The sequence below is a fragment of the Paracoccus sp. NFXS7 genome, from assembly GCF_040148865.1.
Classification (GTDB): Bacteria; Pseudomonadota; Alphaproteobacteria; order Rhodobacterales; family Rhodobacteraceae; genus Paracoccus; species Paracoccus marcusii.
This window is the reverse complement of record NZ_JAKEKV010000014.1, coordinates 1-26,575: the sequence shown is the minus strand read 5'-3', so window position 1 is coordinate 26,575 and position 26,575 is coordinate 1. Positions and strand designations below refer to the sequence as shown.

Genomic DNA, 26,575 nt, shown 5'->3' with positions numbered 1-26,575 from the left:
AAAGCTTCGTAGCATGTTGGCATAACGATAGTCCCATCACGGTCCTGAGCATAAAGCCGGACGCAGGCTTCATAGAGCCTCTGCTCGACTATGCGCTGCCTCATTTCCTCTGTGGCAGTGTCCTGTGCCGTCGCGCCGCTGGCTGCCGCAAGCAGCCCCATAGTGGCGATCGTTGCTAGCTTCACTTCAATCCTCCATTCGCCCTGCACCATGCTGCGGGGCTTTCGTACGTGCGCCAAGGACAATCCCATGAACGAAACCGCTCGCCTTTCCCTAGTCGTGGACTCCTCCAGTCTCGCGCAAGGTGAGACTGCAATGGACAGTCTTGCGCGGACTGGTGGCAAGGTTGAAGACACTCTCAAGGTCAGTGCCAAGAGCATTGAGCAGGCAATGGCACGGATTTTCGGTGTCATGGGTGGTCTCGATGCGACTATGAAGTCGCTGGAGCGAGCGGTTTCTCAGTCGATGGGCCGTTCTGCTCAAGAGGTTTCCAAGGGAGCACGGACGTTCGATGATCTGCGTCGACAGATCGATCCTGCCTATGCCGCAAGCCAGCGTTTTGCGTTGGTTCAGGGTGACCTTGCTCGGATGGTCATCGACGGCAGCGCTTCGCAGCAGGCAGCCAATGCCGTTTTAGAAATTGCTCGAAGCCGATATCTGGGCGTCGCGACGGCAGCGGAAACGGCTGAGCAAGCTCAGCGTGAGCAGGCAGCCGCGGTTGCGCAGGCCACGGGGAACTACGAAGCTCTGCGGAATGCTCTGGACCCGGTCTATGCTTCATCAAAGCGATATGAGGCAGCAGTTGAGACCGCCAACACCGCGCTTCGCGCAAAGATCATCACCGAAGGCGAGCACGCTCGGGTTTTGCAGTTGGCGCAGACCCGTTACCTGGGGCTGACCCCTGCTGTTGCAGGCGCATCTGCTGGACTTGCACGGTTTACACCACAGATCACCAATGCGTCCTTCCAGCTCCAAGATTTTGCTGTGCAGGTCGCTTCGGGACAGTCCGCTCTGACAGCATTCACACAGCAGTTCCCCCAGCTTGCAGGTGCGCTTGGTGTCTCAGGGAAGCTGGCACTGCTGGGTGCTGGTCTTGGCACAATCGTCGCTGTTGGGGCTGCGGTCCTGCCGTTGTTCCTATCCATGGGAAATAGCGCCAAAGCAGCCGAGGATGCAGTCTCCGACCTGAACAGCGCATTCAGCGCCTACAAGTCGGCCATCGACGGCACCAATCTGTCTGTCGAGGATCTGACGACCAAGTTTGGTGCCAATGCAGAGGCAGCGCGCGCTCTGTACCTGGTCATGCGGGACCTCGCCGAATTGGAAATGGTGCAGGCCATGAGTGCGGCCATTGCTGCTGCGACTGGTCAGTTCGAAGGCCTCGGGGCCGAGCTTGAGCGGATCAACGCGCTGTCGAAAGCTAGCATTGGCGACTTCGGAGGCATGTCTGCAGCGTCTGGACGTCTGGCAGTGGCGATCGGCAACCTGGCCGACAAATACGGCCTTGGTTATGGGCAGGCGGTCGAACTGAACAAGGCTATGAAAGCCCTAGAGGAGGCCAAGGGCCCGCAAGAACAGGCTCGCGCCGCAGCAGCATTGGTTCAGGAGCTTCGTGAGGCTCAGCGCTCTGGCGCTGCGATCCCCCCGGAGATCATGGCAACCGCTCAGCAACTCGCCCAAGCATCAATGCTCGGCCTTCAGCTGGGTGGAAACTTGGACAATGCAGCAGCCGCAGCTTCGAATGCGGCGGCCGCAGCGCGAAACCTTGCTGCCGCGCTATCCGCGGCTGCTGGTTTTTCGCTTGGCATCGACAACCAGATCGAGGTCATCGGTGCTCGCATTGCTGCCCAGAAGGCTGGTGCCGACGCTGCTATCGCTGGCACCATCAAGCAGATGCAGATTGAGGCCGCCGCGAGCAGAGATCGCCAGATCGCCGCCGGTGTTGACCAATACAACGCGGAAGCTCTTTACCAGCTAGACTTGGACCGTATCGCCCAGCTGGGTGAAATGACGGCCGAAGAAAAGGCGTTGGCAAAAGCTACGGGCGAAGTCGCGAAGGGTCGCAAGGCAGCCGCCAGCGAAGCCGAGAAGGCGTCCAAGAAGGCTGCAAAGGAGGCCGAGAAGCTCAGCGACAACCTGGACAAGGAGGCGCAGAAGTGGCGTGAGGTCCTCGACCCGATGGCAAAGTACCGTCGCGAGGTGGCCGAACTGGCGAAGCTCACCGGGCGACTGTCACAGGACGAGATGGCTGAGGCACAGCGCCGGCTGAACATCCAGCTGGCCGACAGCCTGCCCCTGGCGGGCAAGTTCACCGACATCATGACCGATGGGCTGCTGAGCGGCTTCAAGGGCACGCTCTCCGACATCGGCGACATGCTGAAGTCCTGGCTGGCGCAGATGATCGCCATGGCCGCCAAGAACCGCATCATGATCAGCATGGGTCTGGGCGGCATTCCTGGAGGTGGCGGCGCGCTGTCTTCGGCACTCGGCGCGGCCGGGGCTCCCGTGGGCGGTCTGACCGGCGTCGGTGGCGTTCTGGGCGGCATCGCGTCGCTCGGCACGGCGGCCATGTCCGCCTTCACTGGCGGCCTGCAGGCAGCCATGGGCGGCATCGGGTCGATCACCCAGTACACGTCGCTGATGATGGGCGGCGCGACGACGAGTCTTGCCGGGCTCGCCTCGGCTGCCGGGGCCATCGCCGTTCCCCTGCTGGCGGTCGCCGCGGTGTTCTCCTTCTTCAGGAAGAAGACCAAGGAACTGGACGCCGGTCTGCGCATCACCGTCGACGGCCTGAACACCGCAGTCGACACCTTCCGCAAGACCGAGACGCGCAGGTTCTGGGGCCTGTCGAAGAAGACCCGCACCAGCTACGACCGCGCCGATCAGGAGACCCAGGACGCGCTGTCCAGCATCGTGGGCAACATCCAGACCGGCGTCATGGATGCCGCTGCGGCGCTCGGCTTCGAGGCCGAGACCTTTGCGGGTTTCGCGCACCAGATGACCATCAGCACCAAGGGCATGAGCAAGGAGGATGCGCAGCGCGCCGTCGAGCAGGCCCTCGCGGGTCTCGGCGACGGCTTCGCCGGCATGATCCCCGGCCTCAATGCCCTCCGCAAGGATGGCGAGAGCACCACGGAGGCCCTGAACCGCCTGTCCACGTCGCTGACCGGCGTAAACGGCATCATGGACACCCTGGGGCACCGCTTCCATGCCGTGGGCCTTGCCGGTGCGGATGCGGCATCCAAGATCGCCGAAGCGTTCGGCGGCCTGGACGCGATGGTGAGTGCCACGCAGCAGTACTACCAGGCGTTCTACACCGATGCCGAACGACTGGCGGTCACCACCCGCCAGACCTCGGCCGCGCTGGCGGAGCTGGGCATCGCCATGCCGCAGACCCGCCAGGAGTATCGCCGCATGATCGCGTCCCTAGACCTGACCACGGAGGCGGGCCGCGAGGCTTATGCCGCGCTGATCGGCCTGTCGGGCGCCTTCGACCTGATCCTGCCGCAGATCTCTGGCTTCACCCGGGAGATGACGGCATTGCAGGATCGGGTCGTCGCCTCGATCGGCACCGTCATCGGCGGACTGTCCGAAGCGATCCGCCTGAACACGTCCGCCGCGGCCGACTGGCGCAAGGCGGGTGACGGCATCCGCGACTATCTGGACAAGCTCCGGGGCACGGCCTCGGCACTGTTCAGCCCTCAGCAGGCGCGCGCCTACAACCAGGCGCTCTACCAGCGCACCTTGATGCAGGCGAACAGCGGCGATGTGGAGGCGGCGGGTCGTCTGCCGGGCGTGGCCGACAGCTACCTGTCCAGCGTCAACGACATGGCACGGTCCAGGACCGAGTCCGCGCTGGCACAGGCCCGCGTGGCCGTGGCGCTGAGCAAGGTCGCGGTCAGGACCGACACCACTGCGACGGCGCTGGAACGGGTCGCGGCACTGCAGCAGCGGCAGGTCGACATCCTGACCGGCGTGCAGAACCACCTGGCGGCAGGCAACACCCTGACGCAGGCGGGGATCACGCGCCTTTTGGGTCAGCTTGGCAGCCTGGACGATCGCATCGCACTGCGGGCCGGCGATGCCCGCACTATCGTCGCGGGCGTCAGCGACGCCTTGGGCAATGCCAACGTCACGGCGTCGCTCACAGGCGCGGACGGGCTGCGCGCCAGCATGGGCACGCTGCGCACGTCGCTGGTGGATCTGCGTCAGGCCATCGCGGCCGAGACGGCGCGGAGTGAACGGCAGCGGAAGGTCGCGGCCCTGAACACGTATGTCGGAGGCCTCACGGCCAATGCCGCGGGCAACCACTTCGTGGACGATGCCGATCTCACGGCGATGTCGCGGGCCGCGGGGATCAACACGGCCGGGCTCAACACCAGCCAGATCCGCAATCGGCTGGCGGCCTTTGACGGCGGCGACCTGCTGCGCGGGACGGTCTACGATCCCACGGGCAACCTGGAGCGCAACTACCTGGAGAAGGAGCGCCTGAAGCAGGAGGTCAGCGGCATCTACGGCACCATCCGGCAGATGATGACGCAGTACGGGGTGACCACGGCCAACCCGTTCGTGCTGAACGACAAGGGCGTGCGGTCCAATCCTCACACCGGGCACTTCTTCATCAACGGGCGGCACATCACCGACCACAACCACCCGTTCTGGAACACACTCTGGGGTTCGGGCGGGCTGTGGGCACGGTTCACGTCTGCCGAAACGGCGCTGCGGAACACGCCGGGCTTCGCGACGGGCGGCACCCACCTCGGGGGCCTCCGCATCGTGGGCGAGAACGGTCCGGAACTGGAAGCAACCGGTCCGAGCCGCATCTTCAGCCACCGCCAGAGCCGCGCCATGCTGGACAACAGCGAGGTGGTGCGGGAGCTGCAAGCGCTAAGAAGGGAGATGGAGCATGTGAAAGCCTTCAGCCAGAAAACCGCTGAGAGTACGACCGATGCCAAAAAGGACCTGCGTGAAATGAACCGCGTAGGCGTGAAGATCGATCCCGACCAGAACAAGGTAGCGACGTGAAGATCATCGAGCCGTACGACGTCACCCCCGCCATGATGCTGGCCAGCAATGTCCCGGAGACCGACCATCCCGCATGGGCCGCCGGGACGAGCTACGAGAACGGCGCACGGGTGATCCGGCAGAACGCCATCTGGGAAAGCATCCAGGCGGCCAATGTCGGGCATGACCCTCTCACCGATGTGACGTCGCAGTGGTGGTTCCGGATCGGGGCCACCAACCGCTGGCGCGCCTTCGACAACCGGCTTGGCGGGGTCACCCGCCAGCCCGGCAACATCACCTACACGATCCGCCCGCCGCGGACCCTCAACAGCATCGCGTTCTTCGGGCTCGATGCGCAGAGCGTCCGGATCAGGGTCACCACTCCGGGTGCCGTGCTGATCTACGACCAGACCTTCCAGCTCGCCTCGCGCGACCAAGTGGGGACGTTCTGGGAATACATCTACACACCCTTCACGGTGCGCTCGGACCTGATCCTGCCGGGTCTGTCGCTGCCGTCCGGGTCCTCGATCGAGATCACCGTCGCCTCGACCGGCTCGGCCGAGGTCGGCGAGATCATGATCGGCAACCAGATCGACATCGGCATCACGCTGATGGGATCGAGCCTGGGCATCGTGGACTATTCCCGGAAGGACCGCGACGAGTTCGGGGGCGTGTTCATCGTTCCGCGCCCTGTCAGCGAGATCGTCCGGTTCCGCTTCTCGGTGCCCTCCGGCGGGGAGGCCCGCGTGCAGCAGGTCATTCGCCGGATCACGTCCAAGATCTGCGTCTTCTACGCCATCGAAGGCGAGGACCGGTTCGGGATGACCATCGCGGGCATCCTGCGCGACTACGACCTGACGATCGGCGCCGGCAAGTCCTTCGGGACCATCGACGCGGAAAGCCTCGTCTAACAGCTTCACCCATCATCTCAGGAGCGCCCGTCACCCGGGTGATTTTGCATGGCAATTACCCCACCGCCCACGCCGCCGAACACCGGCAACCCTGCGCAGCTGGAGGAGCGGGCAGACGCGTTTTTCGGCTGGTTTCCGACATTCGTCTCGGACTACAACGGCGACCTGCCGCTGCTGCGCGGGAAGACCTATGCCTCACGCGGCGGGACGGCGAACGCCATCACGCTGAACACCGGGGGTGTGGCGCTTGCGACGGGCATGCAGGTCCGGTGGCGGGCCGCTGCGGCGAACACCGGTCCGGTCACGATCAACGTCGACGGGCAGGGCGCGATCGAGGCGCGGACCATCACCAACGTCGCGCTGCCCGCCGGCTACATCCGCACCGATGCCGACACGGTCGCAACCTATGACGGGACGCGCTGGATCGTGGACCGCCAGATCGAGAACGGATCCAATGCCAACGGGGCCTTCCAGCGCACTGCGGACGGCACGCTGTTGTGCTGGGGGTACACGACGACCAGCTCGACGGCAGAGGTGGTCGCTGTCTTTCCCGCCACCTTCGTCACAAGCACCCCGGCCGACGACGTTATGGTGACACTGGGGGTAAACTCCACCAGCACGACCTTTGCGATCTCACCGCGCTTCACCGGCATGAGCACCACCGGCATGAGCGTGTCTGCGTTCAGTGCAGCCACGCAGAACCGCATCGCCACCCGTGTCACCTTCATCGCCGTCGGCCGCTGGTACTGAGGATCACTCCCATGAAGATCACGTTCACCCCGCAACTGCGGGCCGATGCCCTGTCGCTGTCCCTCGATGGCGATGTGCTGACCGTCAACGGTACCGCCTACGACTTCGGCCCGCTGGCCGAGGGCGGCACGCTGCCTCGCGAGGCTGTCGGCTGCCCGCTCCTGGCCTCCGACGTCACCCGCGAAGCCGGTCACATCACGCTGACGCTGATCCTGCCACACGGCAGCGACGCGCCCGAGGAGGCCCGGTTTCCGCAGCCCATCACCGTCACCCAGACCGGACCGATCCCGCTGCCCGTGACCTATGCCGAGGAGGCGCCCGAATGATCGACTGGACCCAAGTCGTCACCGCTGAGCAGCAGCAGAAGACGGATCGCCAGGCGCTGCGCGATCAGATCGCGTCCCGCCGCCACGAGGCGATGTGCGCCGGGATCAGCATCGCGGGGATGTCGGTCGCAACCGACGACGTCAGCCAGACCCGTTTCGCAGGGGCCGCCGTCAGCGCCATGCTGGAGCCCAACTATGCCGTCCGGTGGAAGACGGGCGACGGGTCGTTCCGGCTGCTGTCCGGTGCCGAGATCATCGCGATTGCCTCCGCCGTCCGGGCCCACGTGCAGGCTTGCTACGACCGCGAGGCCAACCTGCTGGCGGCACTGGACGCGGGCGAGACCGTCGATCCAGACGCAGGCTGGCCCGGCTAGAGCAGCCCGCCCAACCATCGCGACCATCTCCCCTGCGAGGGGCACAATCACCGAGAGGGGCCATGGCCAACATCATCAAGACCTCCGTCGGGGGGGCCGGCGCGCGGCCCGTCACGGAAATCGTCCTGACCGCCACCAACGACCTGACCTATGAGCCGGGGGCGGGTCACGTGCTGATCCTGCGCAACCCGACCGCTGCATCGATCGACTGCGTCCTGCGCGGTGCGGACAGCACGACCGTCAACTTCCCCGGCGCGCCGTTCATCTCCGTCGCCGGCGGCTACTCCACCCCCGTCCCGGCCGGTGCCGTCCGTGCCATCCCGCTCGACACCGTGGCCGCCTATCTGAAGGGCCCGGTGACCGTCACCGGTGCGGGGCTGGTCGCGGTGCTGATGCGCGCAGTGAACGGGCGTGGCGCCAGGTCCATCTTCAACGATCCCCCGGCGGCCATGCCGGGCGAGATCGTGATCCCCACCGCGCCAGCAGCCTTTGCGACCGGAGACTGGTCGGTGGCGACCGGCCCGGCCCCCAATCAGGTGGTGATCACCATCAACAACCTGCCGAGCGACGGTGGGTCTCCCATCACCGCCCTGCAGTACAGCAACGGCGGCACCTGGACAAACCTGAGCGGCACGGGCGCTGGCCAGTACGTGCTCGACATGCCCGCGGCGGGTACCGAATACCCGATCCGGATCCGTACCCGAAACGCCATCGGGATCAGCGGGCCCGGCGTGACCAAGACTGTGCTGAGCGGTGTGGCCGACGCGGCGCCTGCCGTCATTGGCGGTGCATCCATCGGTCAAGCTGGTGCATCCGGCACGATCTACAACGGCTACGTGCTGGCGGACGGCGACGACTTCGACGACATGACCGCCGCTGACTTCCTGACGCCGACCAGCGCGGCCGGCGCCTACATGACCACCCGGCACTACGGCATCCAGTCGACTGCGCCGCGCTACCTGCGCGGGGCCGCGAGCCTCGGGGGCTACGAGGCCGACCCGTGGCATACCGGCTTCCTCGACGCGAACCGCGGCGTCGTACCGGCCAGCTACGCCGACATGATCACGTTCGAGAACGGCATCCTGCGGGCGAAGTCGCGGCGCGCAACGACAGCGGAGCGAGCGCTGATGGGCGCGCTGAACGGCAAGCTGAACCTGTCGTCCATGATCCACATGGGACGCCGCAACATGATGCGCGCGCCGTGCCTGATGGAGATGCGCCTGCGCTTCCCTTCCGAGCTGTCGTCTTGGAACCAGTGGCACCCGACCTTCTGGCTGATCCAGTCGCAGCCGGGCAACGGATGGGACGGCCTGGAGCTGGACTGCGAGGGCTTCTCACCCGCGCTGCAGTTCAACCGCAACACCTGGAACAATGGGGTCGGCTCCTATGGCCCGACCCTCGGCAACACCGCGCCGGTCAGCGAGACGGAGTTCCGAGACTATGCGTTCGAGATCCTGCAAGTGGGCGGTGTCTGGCGCGTACGGCTTTGGGAGAACGGATCGCTGGTGGCCGAAGGCTCGCCCGACTACGGCGGCAACGCGTTCGATCCGTCGCGGCCGTTCCACCTGATGATGACGAACCACATCCTGCAGTCCGGCATCAACCAGGCGATCTTTGATGCGGCCGGAGATGCCGGCGCCGACATCGAGTGCGACTGGTGGCGGGCATGGCGACCCAGCACCGGCACGTTCCGCCAACCGCTGGTCCCGGCGGCCGTGCTGGAGACCCCGTTCAATACGGCGTTCTCGTTCGCGCTCCCGACCCCTCAGCAGGTCTGGGGCAGCGACGTCACCGCCGACGTGATCGAGATGATCCCGAACGAGGACAACACCCCGGCGCAGCCCTGGGTGCGCGGCCTGCTGCCGCCTTCGGTTACGCGGACCGGGAACACGCTGGCCGGGACGATCGGGGACAATCCGGGGCAGCTGGTCCTCGCCCGGTCGGCGACGCCTGCGCTTGGCGATGGCTGTGTGCCGCAGCCGATCACGATCGCCGTCGGCCCTGTCGTTCGGTGGTCGGGAACGACTGTCACCGAGGGGCAACCCATCAGCGCCGACCTCTACGCTCTGTGCGACTGCGGCGATCTGCACATGGGCAAGACGGTCACGGTCACCGGCTTGGCCGGGTCTGGCCTGACCTACAACGCGGTCACGGGCCTGCTGACCGGCACACCGCCGCTTGGCAGCTACACCCCGACGATCACTGTCACCAACTCGCGCGGCCAGACGGCATCGAGAACGGTCACGATCACAGCCGCAGCCGCTGGATCGGGCCCGGCCTACGCCTCATGGGCCGGGCCGGGCTGGTTCGATGCTTCGGACGACAGCACGCTGACGCTGTCGGGTGCCGAGGTCACGGCACTGGCAAACAAGCGTGCAGGCGGTGGAAACCTAGCTGGGGCTGGGGTCGCGGGGACCAAGAACCGCGTGGCCGATGCCCAGAATGGGCGAGCCATCATCCGCGTGACCCGCGACACCTCTGGCAGCGGCACGCGCCCCCGGTTCGAGGCCCTACCGACCGATGCCATCTCGCAGATGTTCCAAGGCAACGATCGCCCCTACACCGTCATCACCGCCTATCGCCCGACGGACACGAACACCGGCTACATCTGGTCGGCGTCCGAGAACGCGAACGGTGATGCCAGCTCGGAGCAGATTGCCCTGATCCGCAGGAACACGACCGCCTCGTCTGTGCGGCGGCAGTTGCTTGAGGGGACAACGAACGACGTCTCTTGGGGCACAGGGCAGGCATCGGGCGCCGCGCGTATCGTCGCAATCAAGCACACAGGCACGGCGGTTACGGTCTGGGACAACCAGCTGGCGAAGACCGTCGATGCCGCGGCGCAGGACGTGACCGCCTTCAGCACAGACCTGGCCTTCTATCTGTTCGCGTCCCGGACGGTGAACGCCAGCAGCTACTCCAGCGCGCAATGCAACTTGGACTTCTACGAAATTGTCATCGAGAACACCGCCCGCTCTGACGCCGAGATCGTCCAAGCCTTGCAGGACATCGCCACCAAGTGGGGCATCACCCTCTCCTGAAACCGTCCAGAAAGGACACTTCATGCCCACCGCTAACAAAGCGGCGCGCCTCGGCGTCATCAATGGCGAGTCCGCGCGCCCCTTCATCAACGCCTTCAAGCAGGCGTGGTCCTGGCAGGCCGACCGAGGCGGCGCGCAATGGGATGCACTGGTCGCCGACGGTCACATGACCCCCGGCGGCCAGCTGATCTCGATCCCGCCGGGCTCGGGCGGGTTCCGCACCTGCCTGTTCCACAACATGCCGGCAGAGGCGGGCGGCTCGGGCCGTCACCGTCTGCGGTGGGACGGGACCTGCACCATCGATCTGCACGGGGCCCGCAACATCACGCGCGTGTCGCCGAACGAGATCCAGTTCGACTTCACCGCCAATGGCGCGTCCTGGATCGACCTGATCGTCCGGACGATCGATCCCACAGGTGGTCCGATCAAGAACATCGCGCTGGTGCACCAGGATGACTGGGCCGACGCCGACCGGGGCAAGATCTTCCGCCGGCAGTACCTGACCGAGATCGCCCCCTATCACGCACTGCGGTTCGACGAGTGGATCGGCATCCTGACGTCGGAGAACCAAGGCGGGCTGCGGATCACGGACTGGGCCAGCCGGGCGCTGCCGACCGACGAGATCTTCCACCGCTTCGTGCCCTACGAGTGGATGGCGGCGCTGTGCCGGGAGATCGATGCCGCGATGTGGCTGTGCCTGCCGACTGCGGCTACTGACGATCACATGCGCCAGTGCGCAGTCCTGATCCGTGACCTGATGCCCGCGCCGCGGCAGGTCTATGTCGAGTACAGCACCAAGACCTGGGATTTCTCAGGCACCCCGCAGGCCCACTACTGCGCCGCCCGGGGCCGCGAAACCTTCGGTATTAGCACCGGGTCTGAGTTCCGGAACTGGTACGGCATGCGGTCGGTGCAGATGGCGCAGATCTGGCGCCGTGTCTGGGGCGGGGACGAGCGGCTGCACACCGTGGTCCAGCACCAGGCGGACTGGGTCGGCGGCGAGGCTGACATCCTGTTGGCGCCGCTGTGGCGGGACCGTAGCGGGACGCGGGGTTTGCCGGTCTACGTCGCACCGCACTCGGTGATCGACATGCTGACCGTGCACGCGCAGATCGACGGCGGCATGGCCTATGGCGGCCGGGCCTCGCAGCTGGAGGGCTGGCGTACCTCCCTGTCACAGGGCGCGGCGTTCGATCGGATCCGCGACCAGCTGCTGACGGGCAACGCATGGGGCGCAGACCGCACGGTCCGCAGCCTGGTACCCAAGTGGCGGCACTACCGCACCGAGGCGTCGAAATACGGCATGGAGCTGGGCGCTTACGAGGTCGGCAACCACATGAACGGCGTCGGCGGCAGCACGGCCCTGCGATCGTTCATCCATGCCTTCTCGGTCAGTCCGCAGATGGGCGAGGTCTATGCCGCGACCTTCGCCGCTCTCGATGCCGCAGGCTTCGAAGGCCCGCTGTGCATGTCGGTCGAATGCCGGATGCCCGACCAGAACATCTGCCACGGCCTGCAGCGCTGGCTGGGCGACCGCAATCCGGCCTGGGCCGCGGTGCGGGCGCTGATCGAGGATGCGCCTGTCACGGTGCCTGAGCCCGCGCCTGTGCCGGTCCCGGAGCCTGACCCGGTGCCGACGCCTACCCCGACACCCACCCCAGACCCCGTTCCGGAACCAACCCCCGAGGAACTCGACATGGCCGAACGCCAACTGCTGACTGCCCTTCTGAGCCTGCTGAAGGAGGGCGTGAGCCTGCTGGAAGCCCACCTGTCCGCCGAACCGGCGACCCCGGCCCCGGCGCCAGATCCGGAGCCGACCCCTACGCCTGCGCCTAAACCGGAGCCGGTCCCCGCGCCGCAGCCGATGCCCGAACCCGCGCCGAGCAAGATGCTGCCCAGCTTCCGCCATGTGCAGGACTTCGGTGTCGACCGCGCGCTGGACTTCGACTGGAACAACCCGAACATGCACATCTACCTGCCGAACTGGGCGGGCGGTGATGAAGAAAACGGCGTCGGGGGCAGCATCGGCACGCCTACCAACATCGACTACAACGCCGACAAGTCCGTCACGCTGCGGGCCGGTATGGTCGATGGATGCTGGCGCACCGGAGCGCTGCAGGTGAACCGTCGTCAAGCGCCTCGCGGCAAGTGGGGCGCCGTCGTCACCAGCCACACCGACAAGGCGGTCAACGCGTTCTTCGTCCATGCAGGCAACGGCAAGGAGCTGGACTTCGAACTGGTGAAACGGAACGGCGTGATCGGTTGGGCACCTGCCGTCCACATGCCGCGTCGGGGCGGCGGTCGTGCATCGTCGGACAAGCGGCAGATGGCCTTGGGGCCGTTCACGCCTGGCGTCCAGCAGCGGCTTGTCACGGAACTGTTCGCCGACAAGTGCGACTTCTACATCGACGGCGTGCTGTTCGAGACAATCCGTCCTGCCGACATGGCGGACGGCTTCATCTGGGATACGACCACCGACGCCTATGCCATGGCGACGATCGAGCGGCATCGCTTGTGGGCAGGGTGGACCGCTGCCGACTACGCTGAACCGAGCAGCATGACTGTACATGGCTTCCTGCTGCCCTCGATGCCTTGATGCAAAGAAAAGGGCCTCGCCTTCTGGCGAGACCCTATTTGGCACTTCCGGCACTGGTTACGAATACGTCTGCACAACTTGCTGCATTGCAGAACCGTTCCGTACATTTTGCTCTGAGATGTTTGGTCGGTCAGGCAGCCACCCCTCCCAGAACCACTGCCCGACCGAAGGCAAACGTAGCGCCATTTGGAGCCCTGCGCGCCTGTCTAAATTGGCACATGGTTAGCGGCGAAAAACCGGCCCCCGGAAGGGGTTTCCGGGGGCCTCCGCAAGACGCCGATACACCCGCCTAGTAAAGGCTGAGTGAGGGATAACCCCGGCTATCGGACACGTCTGGCGTTCGAATTTGCACATTGCGCATTTTTGACGGTAGCACGGTTTATCCGGCTGTCTGCACTGATTTGTTCATTAACCCTAACCCTAACCCGCCGCGTGCGGGCTTTTTCATGCCCGGTCGCCGGGCGTGAACTCCACCCCATTTCACGGAGGCCGCGATGGCTGATGACACCACCCGCCGTCGCACGGCCGGGCCGATACCATGAATGAGCTGATGACCCTTGTCCGGGAGGTGGGCGGCGGCCTCGCCGGGGTCGTGATCGTCGTCCAGGGCTGGGCCAACTGGATCCAGTACAAGCGCAACGGCGAGCTGCAGGACAAGATGCTGGAGATGGCGCAGGCGATGGTGAAGGAAAGCCGCGACCTGATCACCGACACGAACAAGACCACGGCGGCGAACACCGAAATCATGGGCCGGGCGGTCCGGCTTCTGGAGGATCGGCGATGATGGGGCGGCTCATCCGACAGCTGACCGGCCACGGGCGCAGGGCCGAGAGGGCCGACACGATCATGCGCGAGCACATGACAGACTCGGCCCCGGAGAAGCGGGCCATCAAGGCGCGGGTGCGGGCAATCGAACGCCTTGTGGAGCAGCTGGAGAAGGACACCAAGACATGGCACTGACTATCGGGCTGATCGCCGTCATCAACGCGCTCGGCTATTTCGCCGTGATTTGGGCATTCCGTGCCAGTTTCCGTGAGCTTCGCTCCGCGACCTGGTGGTTCGCGACCGGGTTCATGATCCTCGCCGGGGCCATCATCCTACGCGGCATCTACTGGGATGTGGGCATGCCGCTTCTGCGGATGTGGGTGCCGGGTTTCGCCGAGCAGTGGACCGACGCGACCCGCGGGCGGCTGATCAACATCGTCTTCGGACTGATGAAGATGGCATCGTTCTTCTGTGCCCTGAAATGCCGCCAGCTACTGATCCCGGAGGATGAGCGGCATCACTGGCCGCTGTGGCGCGCCTGGCTGCACCCCACAAAGATTAGGCTGCTGCCCTGGCGATAAAAAATTGCCCCGCTGGCAGGCGGGGCGAGAACAGAAGCAGGGATAAATATTCCACTGTCTACCCCGTCTCAACGGGCCCCATCCCAGATCGTTCCGTCGTGAGTTTTCCCGAGAAACTAGCGGCGGTCCCAGATCGGGCAAGACAGGGACCGCCTGACCGAACGACAACGAATAAGCACGTTTCGGCTACGCGCACATTAATCGCCCGCAAATGAAAGCCAAGCTCGCCCGCCCTGACCGGCGGGCTTTTTCATGTCCATGCCCACGAGGAGGCAGTCATGCCACACTTCCCCATCAAGTACATCGTGCTGCACTACAGCGCGACCTATCCCGACCAGGATTACGGCGTGGCCGATATCCGCAAGATGCACCTCGCCCGCGGGTTTAACGACGTCGGCTACCACTACGTGATCCGTCGCAGCGGCGCCGTCGAGAAAGGCCGCCAAGACACGGTCGTCGGCGCGCACGTCTCAGGCCACAACACCGGCAGTCTGGGCATCTGCTCCGTCGGTGGCATCGAGCGCGCCACCGGCCCGAACGTCGGCGTCGACAACCGCACCGAGGCGCAGAAAGCCGCGACGGTGAAGCTGGTCCGCGAGCTGCTGGCCAAGCATCCCGGTGCACAGGTCGTCGGACACCGCGATCTGGGTGCAACGCAATGCCCCGGCTTTGACGTGCGCAGCTGGTGGGCCGCGGCCAACGCCCGGCCGCCTGTCATGGACAGTGTCCCGCCGAAGCCCCTGCCCTCTCCTGCCTCTCCCGCCGTCACCAACCCCGCCAAGGGCGCCCTGTACCTCATCGGCGCACTGGCTGCGGACGTTGCTGTTTTCTTCGGAGTGAAATGACCATGAACCCGCTGATGCTCTTCAAGACCCTCCGCGACCTGTCTGCGCTGATCGAGCAGGCGAACCGCCTGGCTGGGCCGGACAAGCGCTGGTCACTGGCCTTCACCAACCGCTCTTTCATCGTCGCCTGTGTGGCCTTCGTCGCCGCGGCTGCCCTGATGCTCGGCTTGCCGTTTCCGATGCCGATCGATGTGACGGCGGAGACGGTCTATGCAGTGATCACAGTGGCAGGTCTGCTGTGGGCGGGGGTCGAACGCATGCTCGGCAAGACCAGAGCGGTCTGGAACAAGAAGCAGGCTGTCGAGGCAGTCGTAGAGGCCGATGCCTTGACCACAGCTCTTAAGAAGGTGCCAGGACTGGATGCGTAGCCGTTCCAGTGATGGTCACCTGCGGCTGATCTAACCGGCATGAGGTCATGAAACTAAAGAGAATAGACTTTCGTTTAACGCTTCTATCATTGCAACAGGAGGGGGACGAAAATGGTTAGCCATGTTCGGAAAAGGACTTCTCAAGCACGATGTATCGTAATCACAAAAAAGATCACCAAGCGATCAATGGTGAGCAATCCCAATTCTCTCGAAAAACAAGAAGGGTTCTTGGATCAGCTGATCAATCGAAAGGTTGATCATGCAGTCCGTGTAATGATGCCCTACGAAAAATCTGACCACGTGCACAGTTAGCAATAGGGTAAAGTCTTGCGTGTTGTTCTTCTTTCGTTCTAATCGACCAGAAGGAGACAGCCATGCCCCGCCACCGTATTCACGAGCCGATCTTCCCGGAGAACCGGGCCCTCTACATCATCTGGTGCGAGGAGTGGCAGGGCGATCGGTATTCCTTGGCGGCCGGGCACTTGAGCGCCATGATCGCGGCGTGGGACGCAATGGCCGACTACTCGCCGCGCGATCGGCTCTCGCTCCAGTTTGGCAGCCGGGTCCTTCGCATGCGAGAACCGGAATGACTACGCATTGGACACGCAAGATCACCTTCGAAGCCGATGCCAATGATTGGGTCGTCCTCCGGGATGGCCTGGTCGTCGGCCGCGTCATGCTGGACGACCAGCAGAGCAGTCGCCTCGGCCGCCCGCAGTGGGCGTGGTCCGTCATCACCATGCCCTCAAAGAACGGCTATTCGGATTCGATGTCCGCGGCGCTGGAGGAGGTACGGGGGCGAGCGTCCGACAAGTGGGGCCACAAGCCTCACGGCTGGCCGGACGACCGCACGTAGCCCCCTGCCCTATTCACTAGCATCTTTCATCACCGCCCCTCGGCTCAAACCGGGGGCGGTCTTTTTGCATTTGGGGATAAGCATTTTAGTTTCTTATATTTCTTCCTTTTTAGGGGCCCTAAACATCTGTTCCTAAATATTAATCCAGCCTGAAAGTGACCTATCGGGCGAGGTATCGAGACTTTATGGGCGAGGCATGGTGACCGATGGGGCGAGGTAAGGTGACTTTTTGGGCGAGGCCCCTGCCCTCGAATGTCCCCTATAGCTCTATCATGACTTTTGGGGCGAGGTCCTCACGCCGCTGTTAGATATTTCCGGCAGTGGCTTCCAAAGAGACGACTTTTAGGCCTACTGTGACTCGAAAACAGGGACAGGTCACAATGCATGCGGGACGAACCTCGCCCAAAAAGTCACGATAGCTCTACGGGCACGCTTGGGGCTTTTCAGCGTCGCGGCGAGGTCATCAAGCCTGCCGAACTGATCGAAGTTCGTGGTGGCGAGAAGATCACCCTGGCTGCGCGCAGGATCTACAACCAGCTGCTGTCCAATGCCTTCGGTCCAGACATGGCCGCCGAGGGGCAGGAATACCGTATCCCCTTCTCCGAACTGCGAGGCAATCACACGTCAAACGACCGGGTGACAGAGGCAATCCTGAGCCTTATGCAGACGGTCGTACGCGTGAGGATGTCTGACGGATCAACCCGCAACGTTCATCTCCTCGGCCCGACCGATGTCGAGAAGTTCGGACCCGGCATCGCCACGATGCTCACCTATGAGCTTCACCCGAAGCTGTTGCCGATCCTGCGCGACAGCCAGATCTTCGCCAGGCTCGAAATGCAGATCCTCCATGGTTTCGGCACAAAGTACGGGATGGCGCTTTATGAGATCATCGCCAAGCGGATCGGCTTGAAGCACGTCTTCTACAACGACTTCGAGACCGACGAGCTGCGGGACTATCTCGGCGTCCCCCATGGCAAGCTCGGACCTTTCGCGGCGCTACGCCGCAAGGCAATTGAACCGGCCGTGGCAGAGGTGAACGCCCTCGCCCCCTTCTCGTGCCGCGTCGACACGATCGAGACCCAGGGCCGAAAGGTGACGAAGCTGCGGCTGTCCTGGTGGCTCAAGACCGTCGACGAGAAGAAAGCGCAATGGGAGGCCCAGCAAGGCAAGCAGGCTAACCTGTTCGTTGACCAGCTCCCCGAAGTAACCCTCTGGGAGCCATGATCGTGCAGTTGATCAAAGATGCACAGTTGCAAATGTGCACAAATGCAAAGGGGCAGACATGCAGGTGATCACGATTGCAATGCAGAAAGGCGGCGTGGGCAAGTCCACCCTCGCCCGCTCACTTGCAGTGGCCGCGGTTCGAGACGGCCTATCGGTCCTGATGATCGATATGGATTCGCAGCAGAGCGTGAGCCAATGGGCGGAGCGGCGCGAGGGCGACATGCCGGTGGTGGTGTTCTCCACCGAGAATGAACTGCCGAAGAAGCTGGCCCAGGCTAAGGGCGTGGCCGATCTGGTGATCATAGACACCCCCCCTGCCCGCTCGACCGAGGCTCCTGCCGCCGTCGAGGTCGCCGACCTAGTGCTGATCCCGACCACTCCTGATGTCGAACCTCTTGAGCAAATGCCCAGGACCCTTCGCCTGTGTCGCGGCTTCTCGCGTCGGGTGTTCGCGGTGGTGAATATGGCCAACCCGACCGGCCCGGCCGAGGTCGCCTATACGCGCGAGGTCATCGAGGCCATGGGTGCCAAGACAGCTCCCGTCGTGCTCCACCGCCGGAAGGCCCACCGGGATGCCAGCGCATCCGGACAGACGGTCCAGGAGGTAGATCCGAACGGCAAGGCTGCTGCGGAAGTGGCCAGCCTATGGGCGTGGGTTCGTGCAGAATTGCAGGGCAGCAAATGAGCAATCGTGCAGTCATGGGATTGTGCACAGTGGCACAAATGCAGTTGGGCAATAGGGCAGGGGTGCAGAAATGAAAAAACCAAATCCGCTTCTGGCAGCGATGATGTCAAAGGAGCCAGAGCCGGAAGCCGCCGCCGCGCCGGCTGCGCCAAAGCCTGCTGCGAAGCGGGCACCAGCGCCTGCGGCAGAGAAGCCTGTCGCCAAGAGGGCAGGGCAGAAACACCTCGGTGCCTACTTCGATAAGCGCGACCCGATCCTAGAGCGTGTGGCGATCCTGCGTGCCCGTCTGGACATGAATAACTCCGAACTGATCGAGCATGCGCTGCATGAGCTGTGGAAGCGCCACGAAGCGGGCAGGGCGTTCGGAGAATAATGCGAGCGTGCATTTGTGCACAAGTGCATTTATGCACGTCCGATATAAGGATGTAGAATGATTGAATGGCTGGACGGTTACTGGACAGCGATCAAGCATGTTTCGATACTCTCTGGCTGGGGGAGTCCAGTCGAGTGGGCAGCGGCTATTGGGTCAATCGTAGCCGCGCTTGCTGCCGCTTTCGCTGCGTGGCAATCGTTGAGAGCCGCGCGGCAAAGCAATGTTGTAATGACGGAATCTGAAAGGGCTGCAATACTTCAGCAAGCATCAAGTACGTTCTATGAAATCGAGTATAAAAGCGAGAACGTTGCAAAGATTATCAGGCCGTTGAAGGCTAACCCATTTCCTAACGATATATCTCAGCTCAAGGCGGAGTTGATAGAAGAACTTGAGGGGGACTGGCAGGCATATTCTCACCTTCAAGGTCGTTGCTCTCAGTCTCTACAGAGCGTTTTAGCTGCAAAAAACTTGTTAGAATTAAGCAAGATAAAGCAGGATCTTTTGTTCATTTATGCAAGTGCGCGTGAAATAGATTCGATGACTAGTAATCGCCAAAATAACGCCAAGATTAACGGAATTATTGATTAGTGTGTTTCAAAATATTTAAACAGCGGCAATTTCCCTAACCACCGCCCATTCCTGTTCCGCCTGCACTTTGGTTCGCGGGCAATACCCGTACCACACTAAGTAGTCCTGCCTCGCTGGTTGCCATGCTTTACGTGGGTGATCTCAGTTTTTCATCGATGCAGATAGAAAAATGCCTCGCGGCGTTATGAGCGCTGCGAGGCAAGGGCAACTGATGAGGTCCGTAAGGGACTTTTTGATCATACCGAAGCCGTATTGAAACGGAAGCCTTTATTTGCAGCGGCAGGGCAGGGCGCGGGTGGCCTCCGCGATGATCTCCGCCGCTTGCTGGCGCCAGGTCATGCCTCGCATCCCCTGAATGGGATTAGGGGCGTCGCGTAGCCTAGCATCATTGGATGGATAGGATCGCCGCTCGCCGTATGACCCCAGCAGAAGACAGGCTTTCCACTTTGGCGCAGGTGCATTGCCATCTCATCAAGGCGGGGGCGCAGCACCTTTGGCAACTTCGTACGGCTTCCCCAGCATGCAACGAGTACATCGGCCTCGGATATCACCTCTGCAACAGTCTCTCTATAACGGGGGCCATAGGGGTCTGCTGCTGTCGCCAGATCTCGCACGTCAGTCGCGATGAGGCCGAACGCATTTGCCGCAACGTATCGCCGCCATCTCAGGCGCTTTCCGAAACCAATCCATTTCTTGCTGGTCTGGTCGTTGTGGTCTGCACCAGCTTGAGACGGATTGACCCCGAAAACGGCAGCAACCACGTCCCCCGCGCCGATATACCGGTCGAGTCGCAGGCGGTACTGACCGCAGTCAGAGAAGATAGCCCCATTACCGATCATGTCCATCATGTCTTCTCCCTTCTCACTACCTGCTGCGCCTGCCAAGCTGCGAAGCGCCCTGCGGGAAGGATTTTCAGCCCGCCGTTCTTGCCCGGCTCGGCCAGCCCGGCATCCATCAGCTCGGCCGCGGCCTTTCGGTTCTTCGCGGGGTGCTTGCCAGTCTTGTAGAGCTTGGCCAGCAGCTCGTTTGCTTCGGGGCTCATGCGACCCGCTCCTTCGCGCTGACCGCATAGCCGCCCCACTGGTCAGCACTGGCATCCGCCACCCCCTCGAAGGTCCTGCTCCTAATCTTCCAGCGGTCTGGCCCTGGCGGAGCGCGGTGGATCGCGCTCCAGGCCTTCCACTCGTCGCGGCCCCGCTCCGGCTCTGGCAGCATGTTTGTCGCCACCAGCAGCGGCAGGCCACGCAGGTAGAAGCCGGTGGCCTTGTAGGCTGGCTCGCCAAACCAGAACGGCTGGACGATCTGCGGGGCAGGGAGGTCGGCCGGCATCCGGTCCTTGGCAAGGTCGTTCATCTCGGGGTTCTCGATCGCGACCCGCTCGATCGGCGCGCGCCAGCACGCGGTGAACAGATCCACGCCCGCCTCGAACTCCTCGCGCATGCTTGCCCAGGTGCGGCCCTTGGGCAGCTGCTTGGGCGGCGTCCACTTGCCCGGCCCAGACATCCAGCGGCGACCGGATCGACAAAGGCGGGTGCAGGGCGGGTGCATGACGGCCATCAGGTCCCAGCCATCGTCCAGAATTTCCCGCACGTCGCCTCGGATATGGCGGTTGCTGCCGTCCTCGGCCGCTAGGAGGTCGCAGGACCAGACGTCGTGGCCGCGGGCCGCGAAGGCTCGGCGCATGACGCCTGAGGTCTCGCAGGCGATCAGGATGCGCATACATCTGTCCTACGAGAAGAGTGACGAAACCATGACAACTTTAAGACAGAAGCGTTTACGCACTCGAATGGCTTGGCGTTCTCCAGTACTTCCACCGCGCAGGCTAAGCTGTAGCCGCTGTTTTCGTTCCGAGGTCGCGATGTCTCACACTCACTCTGTTTCAGTTCCCAGCCAAGTTCTGCGCCGCGTCTTAGGTACTGCTGAACTCCATTGCGACGAGAGCGAAGAAGCGCGCATTCTGAGTGCCTCGGATGCGGTTGAATATGAGCGCCAGCGCGAAGACATGGCTGTGTTGCTAGCCATTTTGGAAGCTGCAGGTGTCGGTGAGGAAGATGACGAGTAAGTCTACTCATTGAGACATCTTGAGCCTCAGAGCTGCAGATAACTGAATACATGGTCATGCCGCTTTCCTTTGTGTGTTCATGTGCATCACGGCGCCGGTCAGGGCGTCGAGTGCGCCTGCCTTGATCCATCGCGACACGGTGCCGAGGGGGACGCTCAAGGCCCGGTCCAGTGCTGATTGAGACGGCCACTCCTGCCCGCCGATGCAGACCGGCTTGCCCATGCTGTTGTTCGGCCCGCCCGGCTTTGCGCCGAGCCGATCGAGGTTGCCGTGTCGGTCCAGGTGGTAATTGATCGCGCTCTTGGACTTTTTTGCGGATCGAGCAGCTTCCAGCTGGCTGCTGAATTGCCGATCGCCGATCCTGCAGGGGTTACCTAGCGGCATCACACCGCACCGGCGGCGCTCAGCCCGGCAGGTTTCCCTGTTGGCAGTCCGGCATGCGTCGCACCGGCAGCCGCGGGCTTTGTAGGCGTAGATCGTGCCGTGCTTGATGGGGCCGGGACGGGGGCTCACAGCAGCACCCTCCCGCCAACTGGAACAACGGTCAGGTGCACCGGTTGCACTAACCTATGAGCCAACAGGAGCATGCAAGATGAGCGACGATCCGAACCCAGACACAGTACCGCCTGACGCACCGGGCGCAGGCGAGAACATCTGCCGCGAGTGCGAAGGCACTGGAGAGGTAGATGGCAAGGAATGCCCCGAGTGCGGTGGGACCGGGAAGGTAATAACGGGGATTGGCGGCGCCTGATCATGCCGCGACCTCGACCGGCTCCCAGCCCTCACAGAAGGCCGCGACGTCACCCAGGTAGTAGTCTGGCCCGCGCTCGGGGTCGGTCCCTTCACAGAAAAAGTAGATGCCGATGCGGGTAGCTTTCACCGGCTCGCGGTGGATCAGGTTCGCGTCGGCGGGGTGCAGGATGACGTCGGCATCCTCGGGGATGTTCTGGAAGTCGTGGCGCATAAGCGGGTCCTCGTGATGCTGTGAAAAGGGCGGGCCGGTCAGGGGGAGGGGGACCGACCCGCCAGTTCTCCCCGCGCGCCACAGGCGATGGGCGGCGGGGAATGGGGTCAAAAGCGGTCGTCGCAGTCGATAGGGTGCCACGCCTGCGACTTGGGCTTTGGTGGGGAAGGGGGCTTATCCAAGGTGGCAAGCCGCGACACTTCACACAGAGCCAAGTGATAATCGCAGTAGCGGGTGATGCCGCCCTTATCGCCGCACCGAGCCCGAGCGGGCTTGGAGCGACGGTCTTCCACGGTCCAGAAGCGCCGCCCATTGGGCCAACGCCCCTCATGAGCGCGCCAAGCCATCAGGCGCTCTCGCGCATATTGGCAATGGCGGCCTCGTATTCGGCACGCTGCTCGGGCGTCATGCTGTCGCTGGCCTCGTCCTCGTCGGGCTGAGGCCGATCAGCGAACGGGTCATCGTTGGCAGTCTCGGCTTCGCGGTCGGCAGCGGCGGCAAGCTCCTGCAGCTCCGGCAGGATCGCCTTGGCAATCTCCGCCTTCTGCGGGTTCTCCTGCCACCAGGTGCGCATGGCGCTGCGCCCCCGGCGCGCTTGGGTGCGAGCCTCATCCAGAGCTGTCTTTTGTTCCTGTGCGCTACCTTGGCCCTTCGCCCACTCCGCCATCTTGCGGCCGGTCTCGGCGCCCATCGGCTGGCGCGGGTTCAGCAGCGCCTTGAACTGGTCGGCGACCTTGATCTGGTGGACGGGGCAGCCCGGCGCGACCGGGTCCAGGATCACCATCGTGGTCATCTCGAACATGAGGTCCCCATCGGCAGCGGGATCCCACGGCACATCCTTGCGCCGGGTCTTGGTGGTCCGGGCATTCAGCTTGGTCTTGAAGTCCTGCATGACCGGCTTGGCGCGGGTGCAGATGATGATGTTGGTCTTGGCGCGCACGATGCGATCGATCAGGCGCCGGTACCGCGGCTTGACCTCGGCCCACGCCAGCTGGCTGCGCTGGTCCTTCTTGCTGTCATCGCCGCGCGTCAGGCGGTCCAGCGTCGTGGCGTGCAGGTCCAGCACCCCGCCGACGCCTTCCCAGGCATGCGAGAAGCTGTCGAGGATCAGCACCGGCAGCCCGGCGTTCTCGGCCGCGTCGATCACCTCGATCCAGCGCTCGGGCCCGAAGCCGACCACGCTGCCCTTGTCGTCCACCGCGGCGAAGTCGAAGTGCATCATCTCGGGGAAGGCCGCCTTGTAGTGCAGCGCCCTGCGGTTCTCGGTGTCGACATAGCCGATGGGGGCGCCGGGCTTGCCGGTGACGACCTCGGCGATACCGCGGGCCATTAGCAGCGCGGTATAGGTCTTGCCCGTGCCCGACCCGCCACTCAGGCCGATCGACAGGGTCAGGGGATCGTTGATCTCGGTAACGGGGATGAAGCGGATCACGCCCATGGGTTCACCTCGTGGTTCTCGGGGGATTGCGCCGCATAGGAGGCGGCAAGGATGTCGCGGCCCGTGTCGCGCTTGATCTGGGCCTCGTGGCTTTCGCGCTCGAGCCAGCGCTCGATCGCCCAGCTGGGCAGGTCGACGCGGTGCACGCCGAGCGGATAGCCCGGCCACTGGTCCGCGCGCAGGCACAGGCCCCACATCTCACGAGCTCGGGCGATCTTCTTGCGGGCGATCAGCAGCGTGTCGGCGCCCAGTTCGACCACGCAGACCTCGTGCGGCGCGCTCTTCTCCTGGAAGATAAAGCGGAAGACGCGGTCCTCGCCGGTGGCCGCCTTCCAGACCTGGCGGTAGTGCTCGGCCTGCACGTCGTAGCCGTAATTGAGGATGGCCTTCTGGCAGGCCTCGGGGCTGGCGTTCTCGCAGGTCTTGAAGTCGTAGATCGGCAGGCGCGCATCCAGAGGCACGTTGTCGATCATCGCGCGGCACCAGACGCCGTCGATCTCGGCAATGGCCACCATCTCGGAGCGGGCAGGGTCCAGGTCGATCTGCAGCGCGGTCAGCTTGTCCTGAGCCTTGGCGCGCATGGCTTGGATCTGGGCAACCTCGTCCTCCTTAAGGGGCGTCTGGCCGGCGGCGCGGGCGTCCTCGATGAAGGCCTTGACCTCCTTCGTGCTGGCTGCACCGTTGCTGGCCAGTATGCTCCTGGGGATGGCGACATAGTCTCCGCCCGCGCCCAGAATCGCGCGGTGCGCCGCCCGGCCGATATCGAAGGTCTTCTTGTTCACCGGCTCCCAGTCTGGGTTCAGCCGCGGGCTGGCCGTCCAGGCATGCAGAGGCGACTGCGCCAGCATGGTCTTGGCCAGCGTGGAGGACAGCGACGCCTCGGGGCAGGGGTCGCGGTGATAGTCCTCGCCGTCGATCTGATGGACGCCGGCGGCGAGGATGCGCGTGAGCGGCTGATACTCCTCGTGGGGCGGCGAGCCGGCGATCTTGTTCGGCTCGGGACGCTTCGGGGCGTCGTCAAAGGGCCATGCTCCATCCATGTCAGAACCTCACGCTGCAATTCGGGATGCCACCGGCCACCAGGGCCTCGGCAACGGTTTCGGGGGTCAGGGGCTGGGGCAGGGCGGTCAGTGCCGCAGCGATCTCGCGCTTGATCCGGTTGCGAATGCGGGCGTTCTCCTCGCGCCTGCGCTGCGCCTCTTCCTCAGCGCGCTTCTCGGCCGCGATCCGGTCCCGCTCACGCTGTGCGGCCTGCTCCTCGCGGCGTGCTGCCTCGGCCAGCTCGCGCTGGTGACGCCCCTCTGCTTCACGCGCCGCGCGCGCCTCGGCGTCCATGCGGTCCTGCTCGGCGCGCTCGGCTGCCAGGCGCGCGGCCTCGGCCTGCTCACGCTCGATCCGGGCGGCTTCGTCGGCGGCAGCCCGCTCTGCGGCTTCTCGGCGCAGCGCCTCCAGCTCCGCTGCCTCGGCCTCACGCTTCTGGGCCGCGACGAACATGTTGCGCAACGCGTCCATGGTGGCGGCCCGGGCAGCCTCGGCCGCATCCCGGTCGTCGCCGAAGCCGTCGGGTAGGACGATACCCTTGATCTGTGCCGCCTTCGCAATGATGTCGGCCGATGCCTCCAGCCCGTTCATGCCGTGGTTGGTCAGCTGCGCCAGAAGTCGCTTGTTCCGTTCCTGGCGGGCGGCCTCGGCCTCCTCCCATGCCACCAGCGGGGCGCGGGCCTCGTCGCGCAGTGCGTCGAGCCGGTCGCGGATGTTCTTGCGGGATGCGTCGACCAGGTTGATCTGCCTGCGGGCGTCCTCGTTCAGCGCCTTGCCGGCATCGTCCAGCACCGTCTTCGACCGGCTGACCTTGTAGGCCAGAGACTTGATCGCCTCGCGGCCTTTGTTGGTGCTGGTGTCGGGGACGTGGGCGCGGACCTCCGCCTCGATGCGGGCGATCAGCGGGTCGATCCCGGTGCCGTCCTTGAACAGCGCAGCGAGATCCGTTCCGGCAGGCAGCATCAGCCCCGTGCCGGGGGTGTTGGTCATGTCGTTCATGGTAGGGTTTTCCTTACTCGGCGGCGAGTTTCAGGGCGGGGTTGTCTTCGAGATGGCGAACCGTCGGCCAATCCAGATCGCGGGCAATGCAGACGTCCTGCAGCTCGCGCTCAAATGCGTCGGTGACGTCGGTGATGCCAGCGGGCAGGCCGTCGGCCGTGGTGATCTGCCAGACACCGACCGGCTCTCCCGCATCGGTCGCGCAGGTGAACTGGTCATAGGCCTCGTCACGGCTCGGGGTGATGTCCTGGCTGCCGATCCCAAGGGCGCCATAGTCGCGGGCCACCAGGTAGAGGATCGGGGGCAGGGGGGTGCGGTTCATTTTTTCACCTCGCCGCGCTTTTTCAGCAGCTGCTGCAGGACGAGCGTCTCCGTCATCAGCTTACCCAGCAGCTCGTTGGCGCACTTGTCCTTGCCGAGGAGCGTCACTGGCTCATCTCCGCGATGCAGGCCGCGACCTCGCCGCCGCGGTACTGGGCGCAAAGATCCGGGCGGTCGGCGGACGCCGCAAAGGCATCACTAGCGAAAAGCCAGATCATCCCGAAGATCGCAGCGCCGATGATCCAGATAGCGAACGCGCTGGCCACGCCGCAGAAGAAGCAGCCGTCTCGATCATCCTCATGGTAATTCGTCTGGTGCATGTGGGTTCTCCATCTCGGCGGGCGGCTCGTGTGTCGCGCCCTGTGCAAATGAAGATAACTACGCAATATGCGCAGTGTCAAATAAAAAACTACGCAATAAGCGGAGTTATTGTGAATAGGACAATTTCTCGGTGCTATCCTGC

The 26,575-nt window shown here is 64.0% G+C and carries 29 protein-coding genes; 19 read left to right on the top strand and 10 right to left on the bottom strand.

The features are described 5' to 3' along the window. Positions 1 to 249: 249 nt before the first annotated feature. From LZ686_RS17150 to LZ686_RS17065, 18 genes are all read left to right on the top strand, one after another. On the top strand, positions 250 to 5,025 hold the full coding sequence (locus tag LZ686_RS17150; protein ID WP_349548572.1) for a hypothetical protein: 4,776 nt from the start codon (positions 250 to 252) through the stop codon (positions 5,023 to 5,025). Then, positions 5,022 to 5,915 carry a hypothetical protein gene (locus LZ686_RS17145; protein ID WP_349548571.1) on the top strand — a complete coding sequence of 298 codons (894 nt, stop codon included), beginning with the start codon at positions 5,022 to 5,024 and terminating at the stop codon, positions 5,913 to 5,915. Before LZ686_RS17150 ends, LZ686_RS17145 begins: the two co-directional genes overlap by 4 nt. Positions 5,916 to 5,963: 48 nt before the next feature. Further along, positions 5,964 to 6,665: a hypothetical protein gene (locus LZ686_RS17140; protein WP_349548570.1), complete on the top strand. Its 702-nt coding sequence runs from the start codon at positions 5,964 to 5,966 to the stop codon at positions 6,663 to 6,665. Between the two features lie 11 nt (positions 6,666 to 6,676). Then, positions 6,677 to 6,991, top strand: coding sequence for a hypothetical protein (locus tag LZ686_RS17135; protein ID WP_349548569.1), 315 nt, complete (start codon positions 6,677 to 6,679; stop codon positions 6,989 to 6,991). Then, positions 6,988 to 7,365: a DUF4376 domain-containing protein gene (locus LZ686_RS17130; RefSeq protein ID WP_349548567.1), complete on the top strand. Its 378-nt coding sequence runs from the start codon at positions 6,988 to 6,990 to the stop codon at positions 7,363 to 7,365. Before LZ686_RS17135 ends, LZ686_RS17130 begins: the two co-directional genes overlap by 4 nt. Positions 7,366 to 7,427: 62 nt before the next feature. Next, complete coding sequence (locus LZ686_RS17125; protein ID WP_349548566.1) at positions 7,428 to 10,406, top strand: putative Ig domain-containing protein; 2,979 nt, start codon at positions 7,428 to 7,430, stop codon at positions 10,404 to 10,406. 22 nt (positions 10,407 to 10,428) lie between these two features. After that, entirely contained in the window at positions 10,429 to 13,002 is a 2,574-nt protein-coding gene (locus tag LZ686_RS17120) for a hypothetical protein (protein ID WP_349548565.1), read from the top strand. A 550-nt stretch (positions 13,003 to 13,552) separates the two neighbouring features. Next, complete coding sequence (locus tag LZ686_RS17115; RefSeq protein WP_127898437.1) at positions 13,553 to 13,786, top strand: hypothetical protein; 234 nt, start codon at positions 13,553 to 13,555, stop codon at positions 13,784 to 13,786. Further along, positions 13,783 to 13,962 (top strand): hypothetical protein, encoded by a 180-nt coding sequence (locus LZ686_RS17110; protein ID WP_349548564.1) that lies wholly within the window; start codon positions 13,783 to 13,785, stop codon positions 13,960 to 13,962. The genes LZ686_RS17115 and LZ686_RS17110 overlap by 4 nt, the downstream gene beginning before the upstream one ends. Further along, positions 13,953 to 14,348 carry a hypothetical protein gene (locus LZ686_RS17105; protein ID WP_349548563.1) on the top strand — a complete coding sequence of 132 codons (396 nt, stop codon included), beginning with the start codon at positions 13,953 to 13,955 and terminating at the stop codon, positions 14,346 to 14,348. The genes LZ686_RS17110 and LZ686_RS17105 overlap by 10 nt, the downstream gene beginning before the upstream one ends. A gap of 278 nt (positions 14,349 to 14,626) precedes the next feature. Then, the gene (locus tag LZ686_RS17100; RefSeq protein ID WP_349548562.1) at positions 14,627 to 15,193 is read left to right on the top strand and encodes an N-acetylmuramoyl-L-alanine amidase; all 567 of its coding nucleotides are present in this window, start codon (positions 14,627 to 14,629) and stop codon (positions 15,191 to 15,193) included. Positions 15,194 to 15,195: 2 nt separating this feature from the next. Continuing rightward, the gene (locus tag LZ686_RS17095; protein ID WP_349548561.1) at positions 15,196 to 15,561 is read left to right on the top strand and encodes a hypothetical protein; all 366 of its coding nucleotides are present in this window, start codon (positions 15,196 to 15,198) and stop codon (positions 15,559 to 15,561) included. 374 nt (positions 15,562 to 15,935) lie between these two features. Then, a complete protein-coding gene (locus LZ686_RS17090) occupies positions 15,936 to 16,151 on the top strand; it encodes a hypothetical protein (protein ID WP_349548560.1) in 216 nt (71 codons plus the stop codon). Continuing rightward, positions 16,148 to 16,417 (top strand): hypothetical protein, encoded by a 270-nt coding sequence (locus LZ686_RS17085; RefSeq protein ID WP_349548559.1) that lies wholly within the window; start codon positions 16,148 to 16,150, stop codon positions 16,415 to 16,417. Before LZ686_RS17090 ends, LZ686_RS17085 begins: the two co-directional genes overlap by 4 nt. A 384-nt stretch (positions 16,418 to 16,801) precedes the next feature. Next, positions 16,802 to 17,641: a replication initiation protein gene (locus LZ686_RS17080; RefSeq protein ID WP_349548558.1), complete on the top strand. Its 840-nt coding sequence runs from the start codon at positions 16,802 to 16,804 to the stop codon at positions 17,639 to 17,641. Positions 17,642 to 17,699: 58 nt separating this feature from the next. Beyond that, positions 17,700 to 18,326, top strand: a complete 627-nt coding sequence (locus tag LZ686_RS17075; RefSeq protein ID WP_349548557.1) for an AAA family ATPase — start codon at positions 17,700 to 17,702, stop codon at positions 18,324 to 18,326. Positions 18,327 to 18,396: 70 nt separating this feature from the next. Beyond that, positions 18,397 to 18,699 carry a hypothetical protein gene (locus LZ686_RS17070; protein WP_349548556.1) on the top strand — a complete coding sequence of 101 codons (303 nt, stop codon included), beginning with the start codon at positions 18,397 to 18,399 and terminating at the stop codon, positions 18,697 to 18,699. 57 nt (positions 18,700 to 18,756) lie between these two features. Next, positions 18,757 to 19,287, top strand: coding sequence for a hypothetical protein (locus tag LZ686_RS17065; RefSeq protein ID WP_349548555.1), 531 nt, complete (start codon positions 18,757 to 18,759; stop codon positions 19,285 to 19,287). 335 nt (positions 19,288 to 19,622) lie between these two features. On the opposite strand, the gene LZ686_RS17060 is transcribed toward LZ686_RS17065, so the two are convergent. Genes LZ686_RS17060 through LZ686_RS17050 form a run of 3 tightly spaced genes read right to left on the bottom strand, consistent with a single transcriptional unit; the run spans position 19,623 to position 21,006 of the window. Further along, the gene (locus tag LZ686_RS17060; protein WP_349548554.1) at positions 19,623 to 20,135 is read right to left on the bottom strand and encodes a DUF1643 domain-containing protein; all 513 of its coding nucleotides are present in this window, start codon (positions 20,133 to 20,135) and stop codon (positions 19,623 to 19,625) included. Next, a complete protein-coding gene (locus LZ686_RS17055; RefSeq protein WP_349548553.1) occupies positions 20,132 to 20,329 on the bottom strand; it encodes a hypothetical protein in 198 nt (65 codons plus the stop codon). Before LZ686_RS17055 ends, LZ686_RS17060 begins: the two co-directional genes overlap by 4 nt. Then, complete coding sequence (locus LZ686_RS17050; RefSeq protein ID WP_349548552.1) at positions 20,326 to 21,006, bottom strand: hypothetical protein; 681 nt, start codon at positions 21,004 to 21,006, stop codon at positions 20,326 to 20,328. Before LZ686_RS17050 ends, LZ686_RS17055 begins: the two co-directional genes overlap by 4 nt. A 139-nt stretch (positions 21,007 to 21,145) precedes the next feature. Here LZ686_RS17050 and LZ686_RS17045 point away from each other — a divergent pair, with 139 nt between their 5' ends. Next, the gene (locus LZ686_RS17045; protein ID WP_349548551.1) at positions 21,146 to 21,349 is read left to right on the top strand and encodes a hypothetical protein; all 204 of its coding nucleotides are present in this window, start codon (positions 21,146 to 21,148) and stop codon (positions 21,347 to 21,349) included. 54 nt (positions 21,350 to 21,403) lie between these two features. On the opposite strand, the gene LZ686_RS17040 is transcribed toward LZ686_RS17045, so the two are convergent. From LZ686_RS17040 to LZ686_RS17010, 7 genes are all read right to left on the bottom strand, one after another. Continuing rightward, positions 21,404 to 21,862 carry a hypothetical protein gene (locus LZ686_RS17040; protein WP_349548550.1) on the bottom strand — a complete coding sequence of 153 codons (459 nt, stop codon included), beginning with the start codon at positions 21,860 to 21,862 and terminating at the stop codon, positions 21,404 to 21,406. A 238-nt stretch (positions 21,863 to 22,100) separates the two neighbouring features. After that, positions 22,101 to 22,313: a hypothetical protein gene (locus tag LZ686_RS17035; protein ID WP_139085368.1), complete on the bottom strand. Its 213-nt coding sequence runs from the start codon at positions 22,311 to 22,313 to the stop codon at positions 22,101 to 22,103. 346 nt (positions 22,314 to 22,659) lie between these two features. Continuing rightward, positions 22,660 to 23,751 (bottom strand): AAA family ATPase, encoded by a 1,092-nt coding sequence (locus tag LZ686_RS17030; protein ID WP_349548549.1) that lies wholly within the window; start codon positions 23,749 to 23,751, stop codon positions 22,660 to 22,662. Further along, positions 23,742 to 24,791, bottom strand: a complete 1,050-nt coding sequence (locus tag LZ686_RS17025; protein WP_349548548.1) for a PD-(D/E)XK nuclease-like domain-containing protein — start codon at positions 24,789 to 24,791, stop codon at positions 23,742 to 23,744. The genes LZ686_RS17030 and LZ686_RS17025 overlap by 10 nt, the downstream gene beginning before the upstream one ends. A gap of 1 nt (position 24,792) precedes the next feature. After that, positions 24,793 to 25,791 carry a hypothetical protein gene (locus LZ686_RS17020; RefSeq protein ID WP_349548547.1) on the bottom strand — a complete coding sequence of 333 codons (999 nt, stop codon included), beginning with the start codon at positions 25,789 to 25,791 and terminating at the stop codon, positions 24,793 to 24,795. A gap of 13 nt (positions 25,792 to 25,804) precedes the next feature. Continuing rightward, positions 25,805 to 26,113 (bottom strand): hypothetical protein, encoded by a 309-nt coding sequence (locus tag LZ686_RS17015; RefSeq protein ID WP_349548546.1) that lies wholly within the window; start codon positions 26,111 to 26,113, stop codon positions 25,805 to 25,807. A gap of 103 nt (positions 26,114 to 26,216) precedes the next feature. Next, entirely contained in the window at positions 26,217 to 26,432 is a 216-nt protein-coding gene (locus tag LZ686_RS17010; protein WP_349548545.1) for a hypothetical protein, read from the bottom strand. Positions 26,433 to 26,575: the final 143 nt, after the last annotated feature.